This is a genomic window from Chryseobacterium ginsengisoli (assembly GCF_039542325.1).
In the GTDB taxonomy this organism is placed as follows: domain Bacteria; phylum Bacteroidota; class Bacteroidia; order Flavobacteriales; family Weeksellaceae; genus Chryseobacterium; species Chryseobacterium ginsengisoli.
On the sequence record NZ_BAABHX010000001.1, the window covers coordinates 140,841 to 165,208 of the forward strand.

25 protein-coding genes are annotated in these 24,368 nt (G+C 33.3%); 2 read left to right on the plus strand and 23 right to left on the minus strand.

What is annotated here, in order from left to right:
- Positions 1-111 precede the first annotated feature (111 nt).
- The 6 genes from bglX to ABD940_RS00775 form a co-directional block, all read right to left on the minus strand.
- Positions 112-2,439, minus strand: a complete 2,328-nt coding sequence (bglX, locus tag ABD940_RS00750; RefSeq protein WP_345199672.1) for a beta-glucosidase BglX — start codon at positions 2,437-2,439, stop codon at positions 112-114.
- A gap of 44 nt (positions 2,440-2,483) precedes the next feature.
- Positions 2,484-3,701 (minus strand): hypothetical protein, encoded by a 1,218-nt coding sequence (locus ABD940_RS00755; protein WP_345199674.1) that lies wholly within the window; start codon positions 3,699-3,701, stop codon positions 2,484-2,486.
- A 4-nt stretch (positions 3,702-3,705) separates the two neighbouring features.
- Positions 3,706-4,413: a carboxylesterase family protein gene (locus tag ABD940_RS00760; RefSeq protein ID WP_345199675.1), complete on the minus strand. Its 708-nt coding sequence runs from the start codon at positions 4,411-4,413 to the stop codon at positions 3,706-3,708.
- A gap of 166 nt (positions 4,414-4,579) precedes the next feature.
- A complete protein-coding gene (locus tag ABD940_RS00765) occupies positions 4,580-5,968 on the minus strand; it encodes a glucoamylase family protein (protein ID WP_345199676.1) in 1,389 nt (462 codons plus the stop codon).
- 73 nt (positions 5,969-6,041) lie between these two features.
- On the minus strand, positions 6,042-7,466 hold the full coding sequence (locus ABD940_RS00770; protein ID WP_345199677.1) for a RagB/SusD family nutrient uptake outer membrane protein: 1,425 nt from the start codon (positions 7,464-7,466) through the stop codon (positions 6,042-6,044).
- A gap of 10 nt (positions 7,467-7,476) precedes the next feature.
- On the minus strand, positions 7,477-10,305 hold the full coding sequence (locus tag ABD940_RS00775) for a SusC/RagA family TonB-linked outer membrane protein (protein ID WP_345199678.1): 2,829 nt from the start codon (positions 10,303-10,305) through the stop codon (positions 7,477-7,479).
- 463 nt (positions 10,306-10,768) lie between these two features.
- Here ABD940_RS00775 and ABD940_RS00780 point away from each other — a divergent pair, with 463 nt between their 5' ends.
- Entirely contained in the window at positions 10,769-11,446 is a 678-nt protein-coding gene (locus ABD940_RS00780) for a DUF4197 family protein (RefSeq protein WP_345199680.1), read from the plus strand.
- 40 nt (positions 11,447-11,486) lie between these two features.
- Positions 11,487-11,792 carry a DUF493 family protein gene (locus ABD940_RS00785; protein ID WP_345199681.1) on the plus strand — a complete coding sequence of 102 codons (306 nt, stop codon included), beginning with the start codon at positions 11,487-11,489 and terminating at the stop codon, positions 11,790-11,792.
- Positions 11,793-11,852: 60 nt separating this feature from the next.
- On the opposite strand, the gene ABD940_RS00790 is transcribed toward ABD940_RS00785, so the two are convergent.
- The 17 genes from ABD940_RS00790 to ABD940_RS00870 form a co-directional block, all read right to left on the minus strand.
- Positions 11,853-12,203 (minus strand): ArsC/Spx/MgsR family protein, encoded by a 351-nt coding sequence (locus tag ABD940_RS00790; RefSeq protein ID WP_345199683.1) that lies wholly within the window; start codon positions 12,201-12,203, stop codon positions 11,853-11,855.
- Positions 12,204-12,290: 87 nt separating this feature from the next.
- The gene (locus tag ABD940_RS00795; protein WP_345199684.1) at positions 12,291-12,905 is read right to left on the minus strand and encodes a deoxynucleoside kinase; all 615 of its coding nucleotides are present in this window, start codon (positions 12,903-12,905) and stop codon (positions 12,291-12,293) included.
- Positions 12,906-12,943: 38 nt separating this feature from the next.
- Complete coding sequence (locus tag ABD940_RS00800) at positions 12,944-13,921, minus strand: hypothetical protein (protein ID WP_345199686.1); 978 nt, start codon at positions 13,919-13,921, stop codon at positions 12,944-12,946.
- A gap of 89 nt (positions 13,922-14,010) precedes the next feature.
- Positions 14,011-15,036 (minus strand): glutaminyl-peptide cyclotransferase, encoded by a 1,026-nt coding sequence (locus tag ABD940_RS00805; protein WP_345199687.1) that lies wholly within the window; start codon positions 15,034-15,036, stop codon positions 14,011-14,013.
- 28 nt (positions 15,037-15,064) lie between these two features.
- Positions 15,065-16,087, minus strand: a complete 1,023-nt coding sequence (locus tag ABD940_RS00810) for a glutaminyl-peptide cyclotransferase (protein ID WP_345199689.1) — start codon at positions 16,085-16,087, stop codon at positions 15,065-15,067.
- A gap of 35 nt (positions 16,088-16,122) precedes the next feature.
- Positions 16,123-16,506, minus strand: coding sequence for a VOC family protein (locus tag ABD940_RS00815; RefSeq protein WP_345199691.1), 384 nt, complete (start codon positions 16,504-16,506; stop codon positions 16,123-16,125).
- A gap of 39 nt (positions 16,507-16,545) precedes the next feature.
- Positions 16,546-16,983, minus strand: coding sequence for an SRPBCC family protein (locus ABD940_RS00820; protein WP_345199692.1), 438 nt, complete (start codon positions 16,981-16,983; stop codon positions 16,546-16,548).
- Positions 16,984-17,011: 28 nt separating this feature from the next.
- The gene (locus ABD940_RS00825; RefSeq protein WP_345199694.1) at positions 17,012-17,629 is read right to left on the minus strand and encodes a hypothetical protein; all 618 of its coding nucleotides are present in this window, start codon (positions 17,627-17,629) and stop codon (positions 17,012-17,014) included.
- A gap of 16 nt (positions 17,630-17,645) precedes the next feature.
- Complete coding sequence (locus ABD940_RS00830) at positions 17,646-19,259, minus strand: Na+/H+ antiporter (RefSeq protein ID WP_345199695.1); 1,614 nt, start codon at positions 19,257-19,259, stop codon at positions 17,646-17,648.
- A gap of 127 nt (positions 19,260-19,386) precedes the next feature.
- Entirely contained in the window at positions 19,387-20,391 is a 1,005-nt protein-coding gene (locus ABD940_RS00835) for a bestrophin family protein (protein WP_345199696.1), read from the minus strand.
- A 27-nt stretch (positions 20,392-20,418) separates the two neighbouring features.
- Entirely contained in the window at positions 20,419-21,096 is a 678-nt protein-coding gene (locus tag ABD940_RS00840; protein ID WP_345199697.1) for a DUF2490 domain-containing protein, read from the minus strand.
- A gap of 492 nt (positions 21,097-21,588) precedes the next feature.
- On the minus strand, positions 21,589-22,014 hold the full coding sequence (locus tag ABD940_RS00845; RefSeq protein WP_345199698.1) for a hypothetical protein: 426 nt from the start codon (positions 22,012-22,014) through the stop codon (positions 21,589-21,591).
- Positions 22,011-22,355 (minus strand): DoxX family protein, encoded by a 345-nt coding sequence (locus tag ABD940_RS00850; RefSeq protein ID WP_345199699.1) that lies wholly within the window; start codon positions 22,353-22,355, stop codon positions 22,011-22,013. Before ABD940_RS00850 ends, ABD940_RS00845 begins: the two co-directional genes overlap by 4 nt.
- Positions 22,356-22,538: 183 nt before the next feature.
- Positions 22,539-22,988 (minus strand): VOC family protein, encoded by a 450-nt coding sequence (locus tag ABD940_RS00855; RefSeq protein WP_345199700.1) that lies wholly within the window; start codon positions 22,986-22,988, stop codon positions 22,539-22,541.
- 46 nt (positions 22,989-23,034) lie between these two features.
- Positions 23,035-23,577, minus strand: coding sequence for an SRPBCC family protein (locus ABD940_RS00860; RefSeq protein ID WP_345199701.1), 543 nt, complete (start codon positions 23,575-23,577; stop codon positions 23,035-23,037).
- 17 nt (positions 23,578-23,594) lie between these two features.
- Positions 23,595-23,966, minus strand: coding sequence for a VOC family protein (locus ABD940_RS00865; protein ID WP_345199702.1), 372 nt, complete (start codon positions 23,964-23,966; stop codon positions 23,595-23,597).
- Positions 23,963-24,367 carry a hypothetical protein gene (locus ABD940_RS00870; RefSeq protein ID WP_345199703.1) on the minus strand — a complete coding sequence of 135 codons (405 nt, stop codon included), beginning with the start codon at positions 24,365-24,367 and terminating at the stop codon, positions 23,963-23,965. Before ABD940_RS00870 ends, ABD940_RS00865 begins: the two co-directional genes overlap by 4 nt.
- Position 24,368: the final 1 nt, after the last annotated feature.

The window sequence follows — 24,368 nt, forward strand, 5'->3', positions numbered from 1 at the left end:
TTAATTTTTTTAATGTTTTCAATTTGGTAAAAAGTATGCCAAAAATATGGTATCAGTTTATTTAATTCTAAGATACAAAAAAAGCCACTCAAAATGAGCGGCTTATAAAATTTATTTTGTCCAGTTGATTTTTGAATGTTTTACATCTTCGGAATTTGTCCCGATCATGATATCAAAATCTCCTGATTCCCAATCATACTTCAAATCTCCATTGTAGAATTTCAAATTTTCAGGAGTAATGTCGAAAGTAACTTTTTTAGATTCACCTTTTTTCAGCATCACTTTTTGGAAACCTTTCAATTCTTTTACAGGTCTTGTAATGCTTCCAACCATATCTCTGATATACAATTGAACCACTTCCGCTCCGTCATAATTACCAGAATTCGTAACCGTTACAGAAGCCTGAATCATTTGATTCCCCTTTGGATTAGCATTAGAAACCGCCACATCAGAATAATTGAATTTCGTATAACTCAATCCAAATCCAAACGGATAAAGCGGTGTATTACACTCATCCATATAATTTGAACGGAATCTTTGATATTCACATTTATCAACCAATTTCTGGTCTAAAGGACGACCTGTATTTTTAGCATTATAATAAATCGGAACTTGTCCTAAACTTCTTGGGAAAGTCATTGGCAATTTTCCAGAAGGATTTACTTTTCCGAAAAGAACATCTGCAATCGCATTTCCTGCTTCTGATCCCGCAAACCATGCATTAAGAATTGCATCCGGAGTATCTTTTACATTCGTTAATGCTAAGGGACGACCTGTGAAAAGTACCATTGCGATTGGCTTTCCTGTCTTTTTTAATTCATTTAATAAATCAACCTGAGACTGAGGAATTGTAATTTCTGTTCTTGAAGAAGATTCTCCGCTCATTTCTGCAGATTCCCCGATTGCTAAAACGATAACGTCTGCTTTATTGGCAACGTCAACAGCTTCTTTTAATAAAGCTTCTTTTGAACGATTATCTCTGTCGGTTTTCTTACCGTGAGCTGCATAAATGTCTTCCAATTTTGCATCATAATCGATGTTTGCACCTTTTGCAGAAAGAAATTTGACTTCTTTACCAAAATTCTCCTGCAAACCTTGCATTAAATTAACCGCTTTTGCATGTTGAGCAGCAACACTCCAAGTTCCGGGCATGTTTAATGAATTGTTTACCAACGGTCCGATCACTGCAACAGTTCCTGATTTTTTTAAAGGAAGAACCTGATTTTCGTTTTTCATTAAAACCATAGATTGAGCTGCCGTATTTCTAGCAATATTTCTGTTTTCCATACTGAAAACTTCTTTTGCTGCTAATTTTGCATCTCCGTATTTATAAGGATCTGTAAATAATCCCAAATCATATTTTGCCTCAAGAATTCTCTTTGCAGCCATATCAATTTCAGCTTGAGTCACTTTCCCTTCTGATAAAGATTTTTTAAGTGTTGTTAGAAATCCTTCACCTACCATGTCCATATCAATTCCTGCTTTTAAAGCCAAAGCTGAAACCTGTTGAAGATCTCCCATTCCGTGTTCAACCATTTCATTGATTCCGGTATAATCTGTTACAACAAAACCTTTAAAGTTCCATTTATTTCTCAAAACTTCAGTTTGCAACCATCTGTTTCCCGTTGCAGGAACTCCGTCAACTTCATTGAAAGAAGCCATTACAGAAGCTACACCTGCATCAACAGCTGCTTTATATGGTGGAAAATATTCGTTGAACATTCTCACGTGACTCATGTCAACTGTATTGTAATCTCTACCCGCTTCACCTGCTCCGTATAACGCAAAGTGTTTTACACAAGCTAAAATCGTATTACCAACAGAAAGATCTTTTCCCTGATAACCGTAAACCATGTTTTTGGCAATTTCACTTCCTAAATACGGATCTTCACCGGAACCTTCGGAAACCCTTCCCCATCTTGGTTCACGGGAAATGTCTACCATTGGAGAGTAAGTCCAATTGATTCCGTCAGAAGAAGCTTCTTTTGCTGCAACTCTCGCCGACTGTTGAATCAAATTCATATCCCAAGAAGCGGCTAAACCTAATGGAATCGGGAAAGTGGTTTCGTAACCGTGGATTACATCCATTCCGAAAATCAAAGGAATCTTAAGGCGGCTGTTTTCAACGGCTACTTTTTGAACGGCTCTGATTTTATCAGCACCTTTTATATTGAATAGTCCGCCAACCAAACCTTGTTCAACTTTTTTTCCGATATCGGAACTTTTTGCCAAACCTGTAGTAAAATCGCCTGAACTTGGTAAATTTAGCTGTCCAATTTTTTCGTCTAATGTCATTTTCGACAAAAGATTATCTACAAAAGCTTTCTTTTTAGCCTGATATTGAGCCGTCTGATAAGACTGAACAGGCTTCGTTACCATTTCCTGCGCCAAAAACATCGGAGCCAATGCTAAAGTTGCTATTACAATTAACTTTTTCATAAATCTATCTTCTTTAATTATAGTTCTGTTTTTTGTTTTAATTTTTATATTACTTCAATAAAGTAGTAATCTGTCTCACCTGTAGTTTTATTTTTAACGCGAGATTCAATTGTGTTTCCAAATCTGTCATATTTTTCAATTATGTCAAAATCCTGCTCTAAAACCTGAGTGTTTCCATCTTCATCTTTTTCAAAAATATGCTTTTTATTCAGAAAAAATTCTGATCTGATTCTTTTTTCGTTTTCTAAATAATGGATGGCAACTAATTGACCTTCTTCATACTGATGCACTTTATCTTTAAAATATTCAAGTTTTTCATATCCTTCACTGCAGTCATCATAATCAGTTTTTGTTTTACAGTAGAAATATCCGTATTCAATATTATATTTATCAAAATACTTGTAATCCTGAATATAATCCGTTAAATGATCGGTTGAAAAGTCAGGTCTATAAAATTTTTCTTCATAGACTGTTCTATTCCCAAATTTATCATATACAAAAACTTCCAGGTTCATCAATTTCATGATGGGCTTTAAATTCTCTTCATCCTGGGATCTTATATATTTTTTTACAAGCGTGATATTATCATCATTTCCTATAAAACCTATTCTATTTAGAGGTCGTTTCTCATCATCATAAAGGGTAATTTTATAGTCGTATTTCTCTTCCGTATGTATTTTTTCTATGGTTAAATCATCTTCATATTGAAACCATTTTTCTTCGTTGCTGCTGTCATCATTCAGTTTAAAAAAAATTTTATTCTGATGAATAATTCTGCCTTTATCATCATATTCAGCCCTAATGATATATGACTTTTCATAGCCATCGATATCAAAAGTAAGTTCAATTAGCCGATTATTTTTAAAGCGATATATGATACGAACATCCTGTGCATCAATACTGATCTCTTCAATCCCGTTTTTAAGATTCTTAATTTTCCAAAAGTTGTTCTCTTTAACGGAAAAACTTGTTGACTCGTTGATTTCAAAGCAATTATCAAAGGACATATGTTTTGAAGAAATTTCCCCCGATTTGCTGTAAACGGTTGAAATTTTATAATTATCATGATATTCATAAACCCTATGGTGTCTGTCTTCCTGTCCAAAATCCTTTCGTTCAATCAACTTTGAATTTCGATACAGGTTCCAATACACCAAAATATTATTTTTATAATAATTGATGTAAATATCCTTATTTAATGTATGTTCAAGAGATTCAAAATTAAAATAACCGTGAAAATTTTCATGAAGCAATCTATTCATAGTGTTATTTTCCTTTTCTTTTTGACAGCATCCATTCATATAACTTAGGATTTGAATAGGTAGAATCCCAAGAATTGTGATTATCATTTGGAAAAATTGTCAATTCTGCGGATGGATTTACAGGATGTAATGCTTGATAAAAATTAAGTGCATTTTCGGGCAAAACGACATCATCCATTCCTCCGTGAAAAATTTTCAAATTTAAATTCTTGTATTGATCGATGTTCGCATACATTACTCTATCTGTCGGAGCGCAAACGGAAACTACTGCCGCAAACATTTCAGGATGCTCCATAGCTAATTTCAACGTTCCCCAACCTCCCATTGAAAGTCCTGTAAGATAAATTCTGGAAGCATCAACTTTATATTTTGACTGAATTTCTTTAATCAGATTATAAACTGTTTCCGTATCCCACCACATATTTTCCGGACATTGAGGTGCCAAAATAGCAACAGGTTCTTTGATCAGATTTTTATGTGTGAAAGGACTATGAGCCTTTACTATTTCAAGATTAGTTCCTCTTTCTCCTGAACCGTGAAGAAATACAATAAGAGGAACATTTCCTTTTGCATTTTGAGGATAATCCAAAATGTAGGAAATCTTTTCCTGTCTTTTTACTTCTTTGTTCAGTTCTCCTTTAATTTCCTGTGCGTTTGCATTCATAGAAAATAAAAGAGGTAATAAAAAGGTATATTTTAGTTTAAATTTCATGTCAGAATTTTTAAGTTTTGGCTAGATTTGTTTCTATTTGAGACAAATTGTATTGTTACTGGATTTTTTAGCCCCGATTGCAACGGCATCCTTTTTCTGGAATTGGCTTGAAAAAAGCGTTGGAGAAAAAGATACAGTGGAAAGCGGGAAATAGCTCCTAAAAATTTTATTTAATGTTATATTTTTCGGATTTAAAACTTAATTTTTTTAATCCTTGCTGGATTTCAGGAGCATTCATGAATAATTTCCATAAAAATCCAGTTCTATAATTTTCAATCATTGGAGCAATAGTTCCTTGATCAATTGCCAAATATCTAGGCGTTGTCCAGTTATCATAATTAATGGAGGTAGCGTCGTAAGGTCCTGCAGAACCAATAAATTCAGGTTTTTGGGTATAAATAAATCTTAAAAAATCCATCGATTCTTTTGGTGAATACGGAAAACTGCTTAAAGCCGCAGTCGGACTTATCACTCCGTGATCATTTTGTGGAAAATGAGCATCGTAACCAACAGTTCCGTCATTATTTCTTGAATAACTTGCCGTTAATCCCCAATAATTTGGTCCGTAACCTTTCCATTGCTTAGGGTTTTCAACGCAGTATTTATAATCAATTAAGACTTGATTTTTATTTAAATCAAAGTAATTTTTTATTAATTTATCTGATAAATTGGTTGGATCTAAACCGATGTAAGAATATTGAGTCCAAAATAATGGTCCTCCATATTCTTCGGCTCCATTATGTTTTACATACATTGGAAGTCCATATTTTTCTTTATCTGAAAGATACGTTCCGTTTCTTGTCCAGCCTTTGTAGTACGTTTCAGCGTCAATAGAATAAGTGGGTGATGATGCTGCTAAAATGTAAGTAATCAAACATTCATTATAGCCCTGCAATGGAAAGTTCATTTCCCATTGATATTCGGGTGACCAATGCCAGTAAAGAACTTTTTCACCTCCTTTTGTATACCAATTCCACTGAATGCCTTTCCAAAGTTCATCACATTTTTTTGCTAAAGCTTTTTCTTCGGCATTTCCATTTTTGAAATATTCGCGAACCATTAAAATTCCTGAAGTCAGAAATGCTGTTTCAACCAAATCTCCACCATTATCTTTTTTACCAAAAGGAACAGTTTTTCCCGTTTCTCCGTTAATCCAATGTGACCAAGCTCCTTTATGACGATCAGCTTTTGATAAGAAATCCATTATTGTAGTCAATCGCTTTATCGCATCTTTTCTTGGAACAAAACCTCTTTCAACTCCGACCAATATTGTTGCTAAACCCAATCCTGATCCACCAGTTGTAACAACGTGTTTATCATTATCCGGATAGATATTGTCTTCGTGATAGCGTTCTCTTCCCAACATTGAATGTGGCTCTGCGTAATCCCAAAAATATTTTAAAGCATCTTTCTGAACCCTGTCCATCAACTGTTCATCAGTAATATCACTTTTCACCGCTTGAATTTTTGAAACTTCCTGTTTTGAAGTCTGTGAGTTTTTACAAGAGTCTGAAATTAATGATATTGTGATGATTGAAAGTATTATCCTTTTCATGAAAAGTTCTTTTAAGTATATACTAAAAGAAGAGGAGAACTTTCATTCTCCTCTCAAGTTTTATAAATAATTGTTAGTAACCAGGGTTTTGTGTAAACAGACCATTACTTTGATTCATTGCATCTAAAGGAATTGGGAAAAGTTCATTCTTTCCTGTTTTAAATCCTTTAGCACCTAAATAAGTAGCTGCTTGTCCTGTTCTTACCAAATCTGGGAATCTATCATTTTCCATAGCTAATTCTACTCTTCTTTCCTGCCAAATAGCGGCTCTAAGAGCAGTTTGTGTAGACGCTGTTGTTCCACCTAAAGACGCCCTTGTTCGTACTTTGTTTAGATTTGTAATAGCCGTAGAAGTATTTCCTAATTCGTTTGCAGCTTCTGCATTGATTAAAAGAATATCAGCAAATCTTAAAATTCTAATATTTTGTATAGAACCATAACCACAAGCATTATTATTTAAAGATGATGGCACATAAACTTTTTGATTCCAAGTGTTTCCTGCTTGGGGATCCTGTTTGTGAATCAAATCTCCTTCAGCAGTTGTTTCTCCTTCTCTCAAAATACTCAATTCTTTTCTAATATCTCCAGGTTCAAACGCATTTTCCAACTCGGTTGTAGGAGTAAAAAAGCCCCATCCAAACTGATTCCTAACTCCTTGAACTTCAGCATACTGACTACCTCCGTACGCTGCAGAACAGTCACAATTTACTTCAAAAACAGACTCTGTTCCAAATTCTCCAGCCGGTCTGAATAAATGATTAAAGCTTGGATCTAATGAATAACCTAATGCAATAACTTGATTAGATGTATCATATGCTTTCTGATAATCTTTCATATAAAGATATACTTTTGAAAGCAACCCTAAAGCTCCTCCCTTTGTAACTCTTCCACGATCTGCAGCCGAATATGTTTGAGGTAAAACCGCTGCAGCTGCAGTAAGGTCAGAAACTATGAAGTTATAAACTTCTGCTGTAGAGTTTCTTGCTTTTAGATAATTTCCATCTGCAGGCAGTCCATCATATATAGGAACTCCACCATAAATTCTTACTAAATTAAAATAGAAATAAGCTCTTAGCATTCTAGCTTCGGCTACCAATCTATCTCTAAGTGTAGTATCCATCTGTATTTTCGGAACATTTGTGATAACCTGATTTGCTCTGTTAACAGCTTGCCATTGTCCTATCCAATAACCTCTTACTCCATCATCACTTACTGTAAACGTAAAGTTATCATAAGCATTTATAAATGATGCATCTCCAGGATTAGATCCTTTTTCCACATCATCACCAGTTACTCCGAATACATATTGTGCAGGAAAACCTGAATTCTCCCAACTTCTTAGAAAGCTATAAATAGCATTAGTTGCCTGCATTGCATCATCTTGTGTCGTGAAGAAATTTGCTACATCCGTTTGTCCTTCATCCTTAATATCTACAAAATCATCATTACAACTTACGATTAATGAAAATATAGAAAGTGTTAAAAATATTTTTTTCATGATCTTTTAATTAAAATGTTAAGTTCATACCTACTGTATAAATCGCAGAGATTGGGTAAATATTATTATCAATTCCCATTTGTACTCTATCTGTATTCGTAATCTCTGGTGAGAAACCATGATATTTGAAGCTAGTCCAAGGATTCTGTGCACTCACATATAATCTCAATTTTGTAATAGATAGAGCATTTGCAAAAGCTTTCGGCAAATTATATCCAACCTGAATATTTCTGATTCTGATATAGCTACCATCTTCTACATAAAAACTATTTGGTAAAATAATAGATTGATTAGATGTAATCATTGAATTCGTATTAGAAGTACCTGGTCCCTGCCATCTGTTTTCATACATATCCAAATCCCATGTCTCATTTCCATAACGTTGTTCACGATTATAATTGTATATTTTGTTACCAAATACGCCTTGAAAATCAACAGCAATATCAAAAGCATAAACGTTAAAATTAACACCAAACCCATAAGTTCCTTTAGGAATCGGACTTCCTAAGAATGTTTTATCTCTTGAGTCAATAACACCATTACCATCCTGATCTGCAAACTTAAACCATCCAGCTTTTGCACCACTTTGTCCCGATGCAGCAGCTTCTGCATCTGTTTGGAAAACGCCAGCAACTTGATAACCATAATAAGAACCAACTGCCTGACCTGCTTGTAATCTTACAATAGAATTTCCAAATAAACTAGCTCCAGTTTCTAGGTATGATCCACCATAAACTGATGTAATCTCATTTTTAAGTGTTGAAAAATTACCGTATATTCCAAAAGTAACATTGTCACTAAGTTTAGTGTTATAATTAACAGAAAATTCCAAACCTTTGTTATTAAAAGAATAAGCGTTGGTTACAAAATTATTCCAGTTACTTGCCCCAGATACAGTTCCTTGGTTTACTCCATAAACTACATTTTTGGAATCCTTATCATAATAAGCTGCATCAATTTTAAGTTTATTATTAAATAATGCCATTTCCAATCCTACATCTTTTCCTGTTGTAGTTTCCCAACCAATAGTTGGATCTATAAACTGGTCAATAGTCGCAGCAGGATACCCTGTATTACCAAAATAAGCACCGCCACCTATAATTGATGTATTTGCATTAAACTTTCTTACTACATTAGGATTTCCTAGCTCACCATAACTGGCTCTTAACTTTAATAAATTGAAGACGTTTTGTTCACTCATAAAATCTTCTTTAGATATTACCCAACCAGCACTAACTGCAGGAAAGGTTCTGGATCTATCAACACTAATTTGTGAACTAGCATCTCTACGAATAGATGCATTTAATAGATATTTACCTTTATAATCATAGTTAATTCTTCCGAAGAAAGATTGAATTCTTTGCTGATCTTGGAAAACTCCAGAAACAACAGCATCATCTCTATCTATACCACTTACATGAACAAGGTCTGTTCCGTTTGCAATATTTAAAGAACCATTTGTTCCGTCATAATTAACATTCTTAGCAGACCAATAGTCTTGTGATAAAGAAGTTCTCGTTCTGGAAAAACCTGCAAGCACCTCTAAATTATGATTTCCTAATTTCTTTTTCCAATTAATGGTATTATCCCAAACATAATTTCTATTTCTAAAATTTCTTGTAACTAATGTGGATGCTACTTGACCAGAAATAGGAACATAAGAAAGTGTTGGAGTGTATTCATATTGACTTGGGCTATAGTTATCACTAGAGTAGCTAATTCTTACTGTAAAGTCTTTTAAAAATTTCAATTCTCCCCATACATTATTAAGCAATCTCTCCTGTCTTACCTGAGAACGATAAAGATCAAGCATAGCTCTTGGATTTGCAATAGAATATCCATTGAAATATTGATAATCTCCTGTACTTGGGTTCATTACTGAGAAGATAGGCGGTGCAATAAAAGCAGTCAATAAGGGATTTTGCGATACATCAGTACGCATTTTGGAGAAACTAAAGTTATCCCCAATTGTAATATTATCAGTTATCTTGTAACTAAGATTTAATTTACTATTAAATCTATTAAAACCACTTCCTGAATTAATACCTCTTCCTGCTGCAAGATTACCTTCATCCTGAAGATATCCAACACTTCCATAATAATTAAGTTTTCCTAAACTTCCTGTCGCAGAAAAATCATTAGAATTTATAATGCTTGTACGAAGAATCTCATCAAACCATTTTGTATCAGCAGGAAACTGATTTCTATTTATTGATCCCGCACTTGATCCATTATTATCATTTACTAACTTTTCATTATATAATTCTATATATTGATCAGTATTAACCATTTCAGGAACATTAGTTGCCTTTTTAAATCCTATATAAGAATTGAAGTTATAAACTGGCTTACCTTTCCCTGTTTTGGTTTTGATAATTATAGCACCATTAGCTGCTTGAGCTCCAAAAATAGCCAAACTTGAGGGATCTTTCAAAACACTCATAGATTCTATATCTTGGGAGCTAAGATAGGAAATGTCAGTAGTAATCATACCATCTACAATAAAAACGGTATTTCCTGTTAAAGAACCAACCCCTCTAATGTCAACTCTTGGAGAACCTCCAGGAGTACCTGTATTTGTTATGTTTACACCTGCAAGTTTTCCCTGAATGGAGCTAATAGGGTTCGCATTAGGCTTATCCGCTAAATCTTTTGCTGAAACAAGACCAATACTTCCTGTTACATTCTCTTTTTTCTGAGATCCATATCCAATCATCACAACCTCTTCAATCTTCTGTTCCTTTGGAATAGTATCTTTACGAGTTGTCTGCGCATTGACATTCATACCAAAGTATAAAACAGCAATGAGACATGAATACTTTAAATCACTTTGTTTCATATAGTTTAATTTTATTCGTACAATCACTTTTTTAACAAAAGACTTTCGCCTTTTTCACGCCTTTTATTGAAAAATACTTTATTCTCAAAAAAAGACATTAGCCAAAATTATAAAAATATATCTTACAATGTTAATTTTGCTTAATTTTTTTATCATTTTGTTAATTACTGAAATTTCAATAGAAACTAATTAAAGTTACTTATTTTTAAGAGATTATCCAACATAATTGAAATTATTAAACATATTTTCAATTCATAATAAAAGACTTTCAAAGAAAAAATTATTAACATTTCGTTATTATTTCTTTATTTAAAAGCTTTTCAGCATGCTTATTAAACAAAAACAGCTTCATTTCACAAAAAAGTGTATTAATAATATTGTTGATTATAAAATTTGTTAAACTAATTATAGTGTTATAAATTTGGTTCATTATTTGAAAACTATTAACGTTTAATCAATATCAATGAAAAAATACATCATCGCTGCAGCTTTAGTAATAGGAACCGGAGCTGTTATTAATACTACAATGCAGTCTTGTACCACATTAGCAACATCTGATCTGGGTTTATCAATTATTAAAAAATTCCTTTTAAACGGAATTGATAAAGGGGTAAATGTCTACAGTAACAGAGATGCGTTCTTACAAAACAACATGGTTGATAAAGCTCTTCCGAAACAGTTGAGAGACATCAATTCGATGCTGGAAAAAGTAGCACCGTCTTTGGTGGCAAAAGAAAGAGCATATATTGCTGATGCGGCAGTTTATACTGTAAATATCTCAAAACCGATCTTAGTGAATGCCGTAAATAGTTTGAACTCCCAAGATGTGACAAGAATTATTCAGGGAGAAAAAGGAACAGCGACATTAATTTTAAAAGAAAAAACCTCACAACAACTAATTGCAGCTATTGCTCCGAAAGTTGACGAGCAACTGAATCAGTACGGAATTGTAAAAAGTATTAATACAGCATTATCAGGAAGTAATTTATTGGGAAGCCTTTTAGGCGGAAACAAAACAACTGTGAATTCCGGAGGCTTAAGCCAATTGGCTTCTGAGCAGCTTGTCAATGGAATATTCAACATTATTGAAGATTACGAAATCCAAAACTCCAAGTCACTTCTTGGACCGCTTGGAAAATAAAAAAAATTTCACTATATTTATATAGATATTTAAAAAGTAGATGGATATATTACAAGGAAATCAACATGCAAGTCCTGAAGATTTTTACAATTCTTTAAAGGAAAAACTGGAAGATCACCACGATTTTCCGGAAGATTATTTATTCAAATTTATTATTCCGACAGATCAGTCTAAATTGACAGAAATTTATAAAGTATTTGACGGAATCAAGTTTACATTAGGAAATCGCGAAAGCAAAAACGGAAAATATACAGCCTGCAATATCAATGCATTCGTTTTGGATGCCAATCAGGTAGTACATATTTATAAAGAGGTCGCAAAAATAGAAGGCGTAATTCTATTGTAGAAACGAAAAAGTCAGCTTTACCGCTGACTTTTTTAGTTTAAATTTTTAATGTAATGACGTTTATTTTTCAATAAAATACTTAACATTTTCAATCGGTCTTCCCAACATTGCCACAGAACCTTTGATTATAATCGGTCTTTGAATTAGTGAAGGATTCTCAGACAAAACTTTAATCCATTCTTCTTCGGATAAATTTTTGTCGGCAAAATTTTCCAGATATAATTTTTCTGTTTTTCGGATGATATGAAAAACACTTTGATTCAATTTCTTTAAAACGGTTTTAATTTCAAGAATACTTAGCGGATCGTCTACAATATTGATGATCTCAAACGGTACTCCATTTTCGTCAAGATACTCCAAAACCGCATTCGATTTTGAGCAATTTCCATTATGTAAAACTTTAACTAACATCTTTAATTATATTTAAAATTAAACTTGTCTTTAACAAATTTAAAAAGAAATCAAATCACAGTGACTTTAATTTATAATAAAACTTTGTTAAAACAAGCCATTTAATTCTGCCTCGATTTTTTCTAAGATAAATCCGAAATCTTCAGGTTTTTCTACAAAATCCAAATCATCAACCTCAATGATCAAAAGTTTTCCTTCTGTGTAATTGGAAATCCATTTCTCATATTTCTGGTTCAGTTTTGAAAGGTATTCTATACTGATCGATGCTTCATATTCTCTTCCTCTTTTGTAAATCTTTTTTACCAGATTCGGCACATCAGATTTAAGATAAATCAATAAATCCGGTGCAGAGACGAAAGATTTCATCAACGTAAAAACAGCTTCATAATTTTTAAAATCACGATCTGAAAGAAGATTCATATCATTCAAGTTCTCCGCAAAAATATGTGCATCTTCATAGATTGTACGATCCTGAATAATGTTTTTACCACTTTCCCTGATCTCTTTTACCTGTTTGAATCTACTTCCTAAAAAATAAATCTGCAAAGCAAAACTCCATTTGCTCATATCCGCATAAAAATCCTCCAAATAAGGATTGTGATCTACATCTTCAAACTGAGCATCCCAACCATAATGCTTAGAAAGCATCGTCGTCAAAGTAGTTTTTCCTGCTCCAATATTTCCTGTAACTGCAATATGCATATTTTTCCTTAGTTTATTTTTCTATTTTTAATAAATAACTAAACTCCGGCAGACTGAACTTCCGAGCTATCCTCAATCAGCTTCTGCAAGGAACTTTCTGCAGGATTTTTGCTTTCAATTTCCTGAGTTTTTTTCTCCAGCTTTCCTTCTGGAGTGTCTGGTTCCGAAGGTTTTTCCGCCGATTTTTCTACATTCTGTTCCGTGTCTTTTTGCTTTGGATCAGGTTCTGTTTGTAGTTTAGCTTCTTTATGTTTTTCGAGGTTGTAAAGATAGAGTTTGTTCGCTTTGATTTCAAAATAAGCAAGGGTATTTTTATCCACAATTTGGGCATCAGAATCCCCAAAAACCTTAACCATTTCTTTTTCCGGAACGTATTTTAAAATAGAATTATTTGTGATAACCAAAATAGATTCATTCTCTCTTCTGAAACGTTTACCGTTTTCAACAGGAGCTTCAAAGATTTTTTCGAATTTTAAGGTATAAACTCTGATGTGTTTCCTAGTTAAAATGTACACTTTATTTTCATACACCAAAAGATCCATCAGATCATCAAAACTTGCATCAAAAGGATAAGAATTGATTGTATTTTCGTTTCTGAAATTATACTGAATCAAGCGTTTTGTACTGTCGTCCAACAGCCATAATTGCTGCAGATCTTCCGCATACGCCATTTTAATAAAACCAAATTTCTGTTTAAAATCAACCTTCTGGATTTCATTTAAATTTTGATCGACGAATTTCATTTCCTGAGCATTTTCAGAAAACAGAGGAACGCTCAACGGATTTTGTACCGTCTGAACTTTAAAAGGAACCGTAAACATCATTTTCCCAATTTGTTTTCCCAACGAATCATACTTTGTAAAACTGAAATCTTTATTCTTGTAGATATATAAACTGCCGTAATCATCGGCAAGCATATCTTTTGCTTCCTTTAGTTTCAAAGTGTCTAAAGGAAGTGCTTTCTGCGCAGAAAACAAACAGAAAATCAATACAGATATTAAATGTAATACTCTCAAATTATTTACTAAAGATAGCGCTCCAAAAGGAACGCTACCAATTTACCTATTTTTATTTGTTTCAATAGAAATTGTGATTTATTTTTAATTTACTTAATCGCAACTTCATATATTTTTGACCAATTCTTTCCCGTCACCAACATATTATCTCCTTTAAAAGCGATTCCGTTTAAAACATGTTCGCTGTCATTTTTGGTATTTTCGTCTGTGATCTTTGTAAAATCAAATTTCCCGACCACTTCTCCTGTCGCAGGATTTATCTTTAAAATATATGGTTTGTGCCAAACATTTGCGTAAATAAATCCGTTGTGATATTCCAATTCATTAATTTGAGTATAAATATCTTTATTTCCACCAACGGGAACAGTTTTTATAACTTTTGAAGGATTATTTACATCCAAAAAATACAAATCGTTTGAGCCGGTATCCGCAATAAGATTTTTCCCGTCATAAGTCATTCCCCAACCTTCACCAAATTCATTAGGCAAAGGAAATTCCGAGATTTTCTTTAATGTGTTTTTATCGTAAACAAATCCTATTTTATTCTGATATGTCAGCTGATAAATTTTATCACCAACGATAGCGCAACCTTCAGAAAAAACATCGGCAGGTTGTTTTTCAGACACAGTTGGAGTTGTACTTCCCAATGTGTATTTTATTAATTGTGAAGCCTTTTCCAATCCGTCACTTTCATAGATCGTATTTCCTTCAATAAGAAAACCTTCTACAAAATTTTTCGGATCATGAGGATATTCAGCTACAATTTCAAAAGGAATATTCTGTTCAGGAGTTTTCGAAAAAACATTGATCGTTGCATCCTGGTTTAAAGTTTCGCCGCCTTTTGTCTTAATATTAAAGGTAACTTCATTATCCCCAAATTCAAAAAACTTAGGATCAATTGTTAAACTTGAAGTTTCTTTATCTCCAAAGCTGATCGAAATACTTTCCGCATTATCGGTCACATCTTTAGGAAGCGTCAACTTATCTCCGAAATGATATCCTTTTTCCGTCATCGAATTATTATAATCCGCTAAAGAGTTCAAAATATCTTTATTATTTTTACAAGATGTCAATAACAAGACCAGTGCAAAACCTACAACAAGACTTTTCTTCACTTTTACTATTTTAATTTAAACTAAAAAATTACTTGATCGTAACTTCATAAATTTTTGACCAGTTTTTCCCCGTCACCAACATATTTTCTCCTTTGAAAGCAATTCCGTTCAACACATCATCGCTTCCTTTTGTATTTTGTTTTGCGATTTCAGTGAAATCAAATGTTCCGACAACTTCTCCGTTTGCAGGATTTATTTTCAAAATAACAGGTTTTTGCCAAACGTTTGCATAAATAAATCCATTGTGAAATTCTAGCTCGTTTAATTGGTCATAAGTCTGAGAACTTCCCGCAACGGCAATATATTTCACCATTTTTGAAGGATCATTCACATCAAGGAAATATAATAATTTACTTCCGTCTGAAGCGATAAGGTTTTTCCCGTCATACGTCAATCCCCAACCTTCTCCCAACACATTCGGATAAGCAAATTCAGATAATAATTTTAAAGAACTTTTATCATAAATATATCCTTTTTTGCTTTGCCAAGTCAGCTGATAAACTTTGTCACCTGCAATCGTACTTCCTTCGGAAAAATCTTCCTGACCTTGTTTTGTCGAAGCTAAAGGAGTTGTTGTTCCCAATGTATATTTTAAGATTTGTGAAGAACCGTTCTGTCCGTCACTTTCGTAAATCGTGTTGCCTTCAATCTGGAAACCCTGCACAAAATTTTTAGGATCATGAGGATATTCTGCTACGATTTCGTAAGATAATTTTTGTTCAGGATTTTTTGCAAAAACATTGATCGTTGCATCTTGAGTCAATGTTTCACCACTTTTTGTTTTGATATTAAAAGTAACAGCATTGTCGCCTAAAGTAAAAAATTTCGGATCGATCGTTAAACTTGAAGTTTCTTTATCTCCAAAACTAATAGAAATGCTTTCCGCATCGTCTGTTACATCCTTCGGTAATGCAAGTTTATCCCCAAAATGATAACCTTTCTCTGTCATAGAATTGTTGTAATCTGCCAATGATTCAAGAACTTTTTTATCATTTTTACAAGATGCCAACATCAAAATCGCCGCAAAACCTACTATTATATTTTTTTTCATTGAATTCTAAATAATTTCTCCAAAATTAGCAAAATTTATTCCGCTGTACTAATTTCGTCGGCATGTTGACCAAATTGTAATATGTAGCCATTATTGTCGTAGATCGCAAACTCTCTCATTTCCCAATCGAAGGTTTCAATTTCGTAACAAACTTTTGCTTTGGTTTTTAAATCTTCCCAAAGTTCATTGACATTATCTACATTAAAATAGAATGAGCCTGTAAAGCCAATTCCGTTGAATTTTTCATGTGAATTTGGCGGGGAAAGCATTATCTGGATGTTGTCTTTCTGTAATAATGCCCATTGCCAATCTTCATTTCTGTTTAACAGGATAAAGCCAAGAATCTGAGTATAAAACCCTATCGTTTCATCGAAATTTTCTGTCCACAAAACCGGACGAATAAACGTAAATTTTGTCATTATTTATTTTTTTAGGTAAAAAAATATGATCTTAAATCTTTATTGAGCTGATTTACTTTCCAAATATGGCTTCAGACTTTGGTTGATAATTCCGTTCCAACCTTCTGTAAAAGCTTTTCGTGAAAAGTTTTCGCCCAAATCATTAAAATTGTCAATATCATCATGAATAATCTTCACCAAAGTTCCGCTTCCTTCAGGTTGAATTTCCCAGCTTACCGTCGTTTTCTTATCTGAAAGTTCGGGATAAGTCCAAGAGTGGCTCAATTTTTCATTGGGAACAATTTCTAAAATTTCTCCCTGATGATGATATTTTTTTTCTTCGCCCGGTTCATAAAAATTAAAAACTTTTCCATGTTCCAATTCAAAATCATAAATATCGAAATACCAGGATCTCATTTCAATTTTATCAGTCAATGCTTTCCAGACTTTGTGAATTGGCGCATTTATTTTATGTTCTACGATAATTGGATTGCTCATATTTTTGTTTTTAAAGATTAAAAATATTTTAAATACTTACATTCAGTTTATCCAAAACTTGTTCCTTTTCCATTTTCCAACGCTCTGACAATTCAGAAATCAATTCGTCTGTAAATAATACATTTATATTTCCATTTCCCAATCTCTCTTGATTTTCTTTAAAACTCTTAATAGATTCTTCTATAGATACATCACAAATTACTTCAACTATACAGTTTCCTATTTTCAGAAAATCTTTGGCAAATGTACTTACTGCAGATTTAATAGTTTCAATATCAATTCCTTCATTGGGATGAAAAATTTCTATGTAGGAAGGTTTTATTCCTTTTTCATTCTTAGGAGCATCAAAACTAACTTCAAAAAAGTCCTCATCTCCTATTTCGTCATAACAAAACCAATAATTACAAACATTACCAGATAAATGCCTCTTAATAACATCAGTAAATTCTATTTCCCTCTCATCATCAATTAAATCTTCCAAAACATATCGTAAATATGATTTTGTACACAAACAAAGCCATCCAATTTTCTCTCCAGATTCATCAAACAACGTTATATCTTCCCATCCCGTTTTTACATCAAGACCATAAATTCCCCACCAAAGATCTGCAGATGTTGTTTCTACAATAATTTTTTGCGTATTCACTTATTAAATTTAAAGTCTATCCGTGAGCAAATCCTGTAATTTTTGCTTCATCAAAATCCAACTGCATTTCAATGGTTCTCATTACATGATCGTCAAAAATTTTCTCACGTTTCATTCGGTGAAGTTCGTTTCTCTGCGCCTGAATGATCTGTCTCATGACATCTTTATTTTCACTCATTGCTGTTACATAATCTCCTGTTGAAGCCATACATTGTGCTTTGTCTGCCATCATCATCATTTCGTTTTCCAACTTATGTTTTTGATGCTGAACCAGGCTGTTTCTTTCCGCTAAATCTGAGAAATCATTTTCCAATTTATGCAAAGCTGTTTCTTTTAATTTCCGCATTAAAATTACCTCTTGTTTTTCTTCAGGAAGTTCGCTTCCAGAATCGTTTATCTTTAATAATTTTAAAATTGGCGTCAACAATAAACCTTGTCCTACCAATGTAATTAATATAATAACGAAAGTTACGAACAAAATGATATTCCGGTGCGGAAAAGCTTCACCGTTGGGTAAAAATGCAGGAATCGACAGTGCCGCTGCCAAAGAAACCACTCCCCTCATCGCCGCAAAACTTATGATAAAAGGTTCTCGCCAATCAGGTTTTGGAGCTTTTAATCTTAATTCTTTAGAACAGATTCTTGGAAAATACATTAAGGCATAACTGTAAAGAATTCTTGTCCCGATAATTGCTCCGCCAATGACAACACTATAAAAAATCCCTTCTGAAATCGTGTAATCTTTCATCGCTGCAACTACAACCGGCAATTCTAATCCAATTAAAATAAAAATGATGGTATTCATCAAAAATATCAAAACGCTCCAGACATTTCCAGACTGAATTCTTGAGGTATGACTCAGATAGCAATGTGAATTGTAAGACATCAACAAACCTCCCGAAACGACAGCCAAAACTCCTGAAAAGTGAAAATGTTCTGCGCCAATGTACATGATGTAAGGAACAATTAGAGTGATAATCGTATCAATATTTGAATTTGAAGGAATGATTCTTAATAAAGCTCCAAAAAGCAATCCCGATCCTATTCCAACAGCTAATCCTCCGATTGCCATTGTGAAGAAATCTTTCACTGCTTCTCCGAAAATAAACTGTCCGGAAATTACGGCAGCTAAAGCAAATTTAAATACAATTAAACTCGACGCATCATTAATCAAACTTTCTCCTTCAAGAATTGTTGTGATTTTTTTCGGGATTTTTAAATGTTTCAAAACTGAAGTTGCTGCAACGGCATCCGGAGGAGAATTTACTCCTCCCAACAGGAATCCCATTGCGACCGTTAATCCCGGAATAATTGATGAAGAAAGATAGGCAACGACGATAGAAGTTAAAAATACCAATCCAAAAGCCATTGAAAAAATTTGTTTTCTCCATTTGTGAAAATCCTGCCATGATGTGAACCAAGCCGCTTCAAATAAAATTGGCGGAAGGAAAATCAGGAAGACCAAGTCGGGCTCTATTTCGATGTGTGGCATTCCCGGAACAAGGCTTATCAAAAGACCTGCAATAACCAAAAATATTGGATAGGCAACCTTCAATTTTTGCCCGATCATTACGAGTATCATTACAGACAACAGTACTGCAATAGATATTATAACATAACTGTGAATCATTTATCTCTGAGTTTTTTAATGTTAAATTTTATTATTTTAAATAATTTAATTTCAACAAAATTTGTGTTTTTCTCTAAGCTATTTAAGATTCTTTCAGCATTATTTTGATTATTCTAATTTAAGAATATTAAAGCACAATATTATTTTTAGGAATAATTGCAGGAGGAAGATTTGTTTCATCCAACATATCTCTCATATCAATCTCAATGGTACGGCTTATTTGTGTGATCGGAACGTCATTCGGACTTCCTTCAAATGGATTTACCGAAGCTTCTCCTACACTATCCAATGTATGAAAACACCAAGTCACCAAAAGAGAAAACGGAATATTGAACCATAATGTAAAACCTTCTAAAAAGGTTCCATCACCCAATTTATCAAACTCTTTCAAAAGTCCAAACGGTACAAAAACAATAAATAACAACAAGAGATAAGTCGTAATCGATGAAAAATTTCTTGGATAAGGAAAGTTTTTTATTCTTTCGGCTTTCCCCTGATTATCTGTAAATTTCACCAATTGCTGATTGATCTGCGTCCATTGGAAATCATTGATTTCTCCGTTTGTATAAGCTTCGGACAATTCTTTGCTCTGAAAAGCCATCAATTGAGTTGCTCTGTTTTTTTTGCTTAAAATATATTTCAATTCATCGGCAGAAAGATAGTTTTTCAACTCATCATCCAACTTTAGTAGTTTTTCGCAAATATCATATTTTCTTGCATACTCTTCGTATTGAGCAGTATTCATATTTTCCCATGCTCTAGGTTCACGAAGCTGAAAACGAAGCGCAGTCAGCCATGCATAATGACGAGCGAACATTGATTTTACTTTCTCAGAGTTTTTCATGGAAAGAGAATCTCTTAAAGTATATCCAAAACTTCGGCTGTCATTGATAATTGCTCCGTAAATCTGCCTTGCTTCCCAAAGTCGGCTGTAACTTGCATTATTTTTAAATCCTACGATAAACGCAACCGCAGTCCCCATAATCGCGATCGGCTGCCACGGAAATGAAATAAACTTCCATCCGCAAAAATAAAAGAGCGTAGGAATTGTTGATAAAATTGCCAGACATAAAATACTTCTTTTTGTCCAAACGATAAATTCTATTGCGGTAAATTTTTTTCCTGCGTGCATATGTGTTTAGTTTTTAAGGTTTATTTTTTAATTTTTTGTGAACGGAATATTGTTATAAAACCCGATTTGAATCTGTCCGCGGTTTTTGTTTTCCTGAATCTGATTCATATAGCCGGCTTCAATTCTCATATTTTTATTAATTACATATCCTAAAGCTCCATAAACTCTGTTTCTGTCGAAAACCGGACTATTCAAATTCATAAAAATCTCATTATAAACAGATCCGTAGAAAGTTTTCGGCAGCATTTCCTTATTATTAATCGGAATATTTAAGCCTAAAAAATAACGGAATCTCATCCTGAAATCATCCTGTAAAAAACGCTCTTCCAATCTGTAACGATGCTGAAGGTAAAATCTCCCGAATTTTTGTTTTGTAATATATTGCTGGAAAATTCTATGCTCTATATTTTCGGTTTTTTCTCCCTTTATATAAGGTTGGCTTAAAATAAATCCATATCCCAATAAAACATTATTATTGTTTTCCGTAAGATCATATCCGATTCCGGTACGAATTAACAGTTGTTCCAGATCTCCTATTCCGTCGAAGTTTCTGTACTGAATTTCATTATGTAAATTTAATTTTTTGCTTATTTTATTATTTCCAAAATACATGTACCAAGCTCCAAGATCACTTTTTTGAGCCTGTAAAAAAGTTGCTCCCAATGTAAAAATCCCCAAAGCAGCCTTTGTAAAAATATTCTTCATTGTTTTATTACTATTATCTATCGTTTTCAACAAATTTAATATTTTAAATCAATAATAGCAAACTATAAATTCCTTAGAAAAAATCAATCTTCATATTTGTGAATCAGCTTTTTGGTTTTATTATCAAATGTAAAGGCATAGTAAGTGAATAAGGTTTTATAAAAAAAGACTTTATCACAATTATAACAACCTACCTTTTTCTCTGGTTATCCCCACCTTGCAAAAAATCTATTTTGCTCTACTTCTAATGACGTATTTCTAAATTTCTCAGAATAACTTCTTTCGTAAAAAATCATGCTTAAGGAAAATACAAATATCAACAGTATAAAACAACTTGTAAAAATCAAAAATATCTTAGCAACAGCTTTCATTTTAAAGTATAATCGTTATTAGTTTTTAAAACAGTTTAAGTTTTAAATTGTTTCAAATCAGATATATAAAAAAACCGACAGGAAAATCTGCCGGTTCTTTTTAACTTTATTCTGTATTTAATTAATTTGCCTGTCCTATTTCCAGCTTATCAAATTTTCCTTCGCTGTTTAGACTGAACTTAAAATATGTTTTAAAGTCGCCCCAACTTTCTGTGTGGAATTGTCCGAAAATCTCTTTTCCTTCGTTCTCGATTTTATCAATTGTTGTAAATTTTTCGTGTCCGCAAGCATCTTTTACAAATTTTTTGAAATCTCTCGGACTGCCGTCATCATATAGTTTTGCATCTGTTGTAAAGTAAGAAGTAAAAACTTCTGCGTTACCGTTTTGCCATGCATCGAAAGCTTTTTTTACCGTTTCATTTAGTTTTGATGTGTCCATTCTGTCTTTTGTTTTTTCCTGTGTTTGAATTATTTTTGTTGAATTATTTTTCTGTGCACATGCCGAAAACACTGAAAGTATTGTCAGCAAGAATATTATTTTTTTCATTTGAGCGGATGTTTAAGATAGACAATTACAAGATTCAGGATAATGAAAGGAAGCTCTATAAACGCACCTTTCAGATCTCCGTGAAAAAGCTCGAGACACATTATCAACAGAATAGTTCCCGCCATCAGAAAATTTCCCCAAACGAACGTCTGCGGAATAAGAATCATCACTGCACTCAGCAATGTAAAAACTCCTAAAATTGTAATTGCAGTATTGTTCAGTCCCAATTTACCAAGCATCTGCAGCATTTCAGGTTTTCCCGAAACCATTGCCCAGCCTTGTTTAGCACTCATGTAAACTGCAAAAAGAATCAATGCAGCATTAATAATTTTTAAAATCATATATATGTTTTTTTAGTTATGATTGTGAAAAGGCATTATTTAATAAAAAATTACTTTTGAATCATTCCCAATTCCTAATTAATCAAATTTAAATATTTTTTGCTTTCAAAATGTATAAAAAATAAAACTGACGAAAATTTCGTCAGTTTTATTAATGTAATTTCTAAAATTGTCTGTGATAGACTATGGATGCTGCTGCATTTTTGCAGGATCATCATAATTTACCATCCAATTAATTCCGAATTTATCTGTAAACATTCCGAAATATGCTCCCCAGAAAGTATCTGCCATCGGCATTGTTACTGTTCCATCTTCTGAAAGCCCTGCAAATAATTTGTCTGCCTCTTCTTTAGATTCTGCGTTGATAGAAATTGAAAAGTTGTTTCCAGCTTTAAATTGAGATGCATAATCGCAACCTGCGTCACTTCCCATCAAAATTGTTTCCTTAGAAATCGGAAGAGAAACATGCATGATCTTGTCCTTATCTTCTTCTTTCGATTCCTGACCTTCCATTGGAGGCATTTCTCCGAAAGTTCCGATGTAAGGATATTCCCCACCGAAAACAGATTTATAAAAATCAAATGCTTCTTTGCAATTTCCGTTGAATGTTAAATAAACGTTTACTGATGCCATAATGTGTGTTTCTTTTTTTAATTTATAAATTTAGTTTAGAGTATAATTATTGTTTTTCAGACAAATTTTTCAGTCTTGTCAATCCTTCCTGATAATCTTTTCCGATGCTGCCTTCCATATTCATGAAAAGTTTCATCACTGTGAATGGATAAGGAATTGTAGAGGTGAATCCCCAAGTTGCTTTACTTCCGTTTCCTTCCGGGGTAACCGACACATAAGCATTCGCTTCGCTTTTGTAAGGTGTAAGAAAAACAATTGCCGTCTCAATTTTTTTGTTGGCTGCATCTATTTTCTTTACTTCCTGACAACCTTCACCCGCTTCTTTTTTAGTACTTTTCCAGCATACTTTTTCTCCGGCTTGTCCTGTTGTTCCAGTCCATGTTTTATTCATATTCGGATCCAGGTCATTCCACGGGCTCCATTCATCCATTGCTTTTAATGTATTGGTATTCTGCCATACTTTTTCGACAGGAGCATTAATTGAAATTGATTTTTCATATTTACATTCTCCCGAAATAAAAAACGCTAAAACCAGCCAAAAAATTAAAATCGATGCTAAAACAATGATCGTCCATTTTAAAAATTTCATAATTTAATATTTAAAAATTATCTGTGCTGATCAATTAAAATCATATTTCCATCCGGATCTTTCAGATAAATATGAGCCGGACCTGAAGTTGTTTCGTCTGTATCTTTTTCCAATGTTAATCCCTGTTCTTTTAATTTTTTCTGAATATCACGAACATCATCAAAAGTCTCAAGATTCTGAGCATTCTGATCCCACCCCGGATTGAATGTCAACATATTTCCATCAAACATTGCCTGAAACAAACCGATGATATGATCTCCGTTTTTCATGATCAGATAGTTATGATCCATTGCTCCAGCCATGTGACTGAAACCTAATTTTTCGTAAAAATCTTTAGACTTCTGAAGATCTTTTACACTTAAGCTGATTGAAAATGCGCCTAATTTCATGCTTTTGTATTATTTAATGCTAATTTATATCCTATTAAAACCAATCCCCAAAGTAAGATCCCAAGAACCCAGAACCAAACCGGAGTCGGTAACATGATCATATTATAAACTGTTGCCAATAAAAAGAAAACTCCGCAAATAATTGCATATCTGTTCTTTCCGTCATTCGCAATTTTAGTAGAAATAAATCCTGAAACTACGGCTCCTAATGAATAACCGACTAACACCAAAAGCAAAGCAGCAAAAGGCAATGTAGAAACATAAGCTTTAAACGCTTCAACACTTGTAGGTTCAACTCCTGCAGGAAGCGGATACAGAAAATGTCCCAAAGCTTCCATCAGCCAAATGCAGATCGATCCCGCCAAAAGACCGCCGACAACTGCCAAAATTCTTCTTCCCATA

Bases quoted from the DNA above. Each gene is read 5' to 3' on its own strand.
- ABD940_RS00810 (WP_345199689.1), bottom strand. From the start codon at position 16,087: ATGAAAAAAAATATAATAGTAGGTTTTGCGGCGATTTTGATGTTGGCA.
- ABD940_RS00795 (WP_345199684.1), bottom strand. From the start codon at position 12,905: ATGCATATTGCAGTTACAGGAAATATTGGAGCAGGAAAAACTACTTTG.
- ABD940_RS00755 (WP_345199674.1), bottom strand. From the start codon at position 3,701: ATGAATAGATTGCTTCATGAAAATTTTCACGGTTATTTTAATTTTGAA.
- ABD940_RS00820 (WP_345199692.1), bottom strand. From the start codon at position 16,983: ATGAGCAATCCAATTATCGTAGAACATAAAATAAATGCGCCAATTCAC.
- ABD940_RS00770 (WP_345199677.1), bottom strand. From the start codon at position 7,466: ATGAAAAAAATATTTTTAACACTTTCTATATTTTCATTAATCGTAAGT.
- ABD940_RS00780 (WP_345199680.1), top strand. From the start codon at position 10,769: ATGAAAAAATACATCATCGCTGCAGCTTTAGTAATAGGAACCGGAGCT.
- ABD940_RS00850 (WP_345199699.1), bottom strand. From the start codon at position 22,355: ATGATTTTAAAAATTATTAATGCTGCATTGATTCTTTTTGCAGTTTAC.
- ABD940_RS00765 (WP_345199676.1), bottom strand. From the start codon at position 5,968: ATGAAAAGGATAATACTTTCAATCATCACAATATCATTAATTTCAGAC.
- ABD940_RS00870 (WP_345199703.1), bottom strand. From the start codon at position 24,367: ATGGGAAGAAGAATTTTGGCAGTTGTCGGCGGTCTTTTGGCGGGATCG.
- ABD940_RS00785 (WP_345199681.1), top strand. From the start codon at position 11,487: ATGGATATATTACAAGGAAATCAACATGCAAGTCCTGAAGATTTTTAC.
- ABD940_RS00865 (WP_345199702.1), bottom strand. From the start codon at position 23,966: ATGAAATTAGGCGCATTTTCAATCAGCTTAAGTGTAAAAGATCTTCAG.
- ABD940_RS00830 (WP_345199695.1), bottom strand. From the start codon at position 19,259: ATGATTCACAGTTATGTTATAATATCTATTGCAGTACTGTTGTCTGTA.
- ABD940_RS00855 (WP_345199700.1), bottom strand. From the start codon at position 22,988: ATGGCATCAGTAAACGTTTATTTAACATTCAACGGAAATTGCAAAGAA.
- bglX (WP_345199672.1), bottom strand. From the start codon at position 2,439: ATGAAAAAGTTAATTGTAATAGCAACTTTAGCATTGGCTCCGATGTTT.
- ABD940_RS00860 (WP_345199701.1), bottom strand. From the start codon at position 23,577: ATGAAATTTTTAAAATGGACGATCATTGTTTTAGCATCGATTTTAATT.
- ABD940_RS00835 (WP_345199696.1), bottom strand. From the start codon at position 20,391: ATGCACGCAGGAAAAAAATTTACCGCAATAGAATTTATCGTTTGGACA.
- ABD940_RS00840 (WP_345199697.1), bottom strand. From the start codon at position 21,096: ATGAAGAATATTTTTACAAAGGCTGCTTTGGGGATTTTTACATTGGGA.
- ABD940_RS00775 (WP_345199678.1), bottom strand. From the start codon at position 10,305: ATGAAACAAAGTGATTTAAAGTATTCATGTCTCATTGCTGTTTTATAC.
- ABD940_RS00760 (WP_345199675.1), bottom strand. From the start codon at position 4,413: ATGAAATTTAAACTAAAATATACCTTTTTATTACCTCTTTTATTTTCT.
- ABD940_RS00790 (WP_345199683.1), bottom strand. From the start codon at position 12,203: ATGTTAGTTAAAGTTTTACATAATGGAAATTGCTCAAAATCGAATGCG.
- ABD940_RS00845 (WP_345199698.1), bottom strand. From the start codon at position 22,014: ATGAAAAAAATAATATTCTTGCTGACAATACTTTCAGTGTTTTCGGCA.
- ABD940_RS00815 (WP_345199691.1), bottom strand. From the start codon at position 16,506: ATGACAAAATTTACGTTTATTCGTCCGGTTTTGTGGACAGAAAATTTC.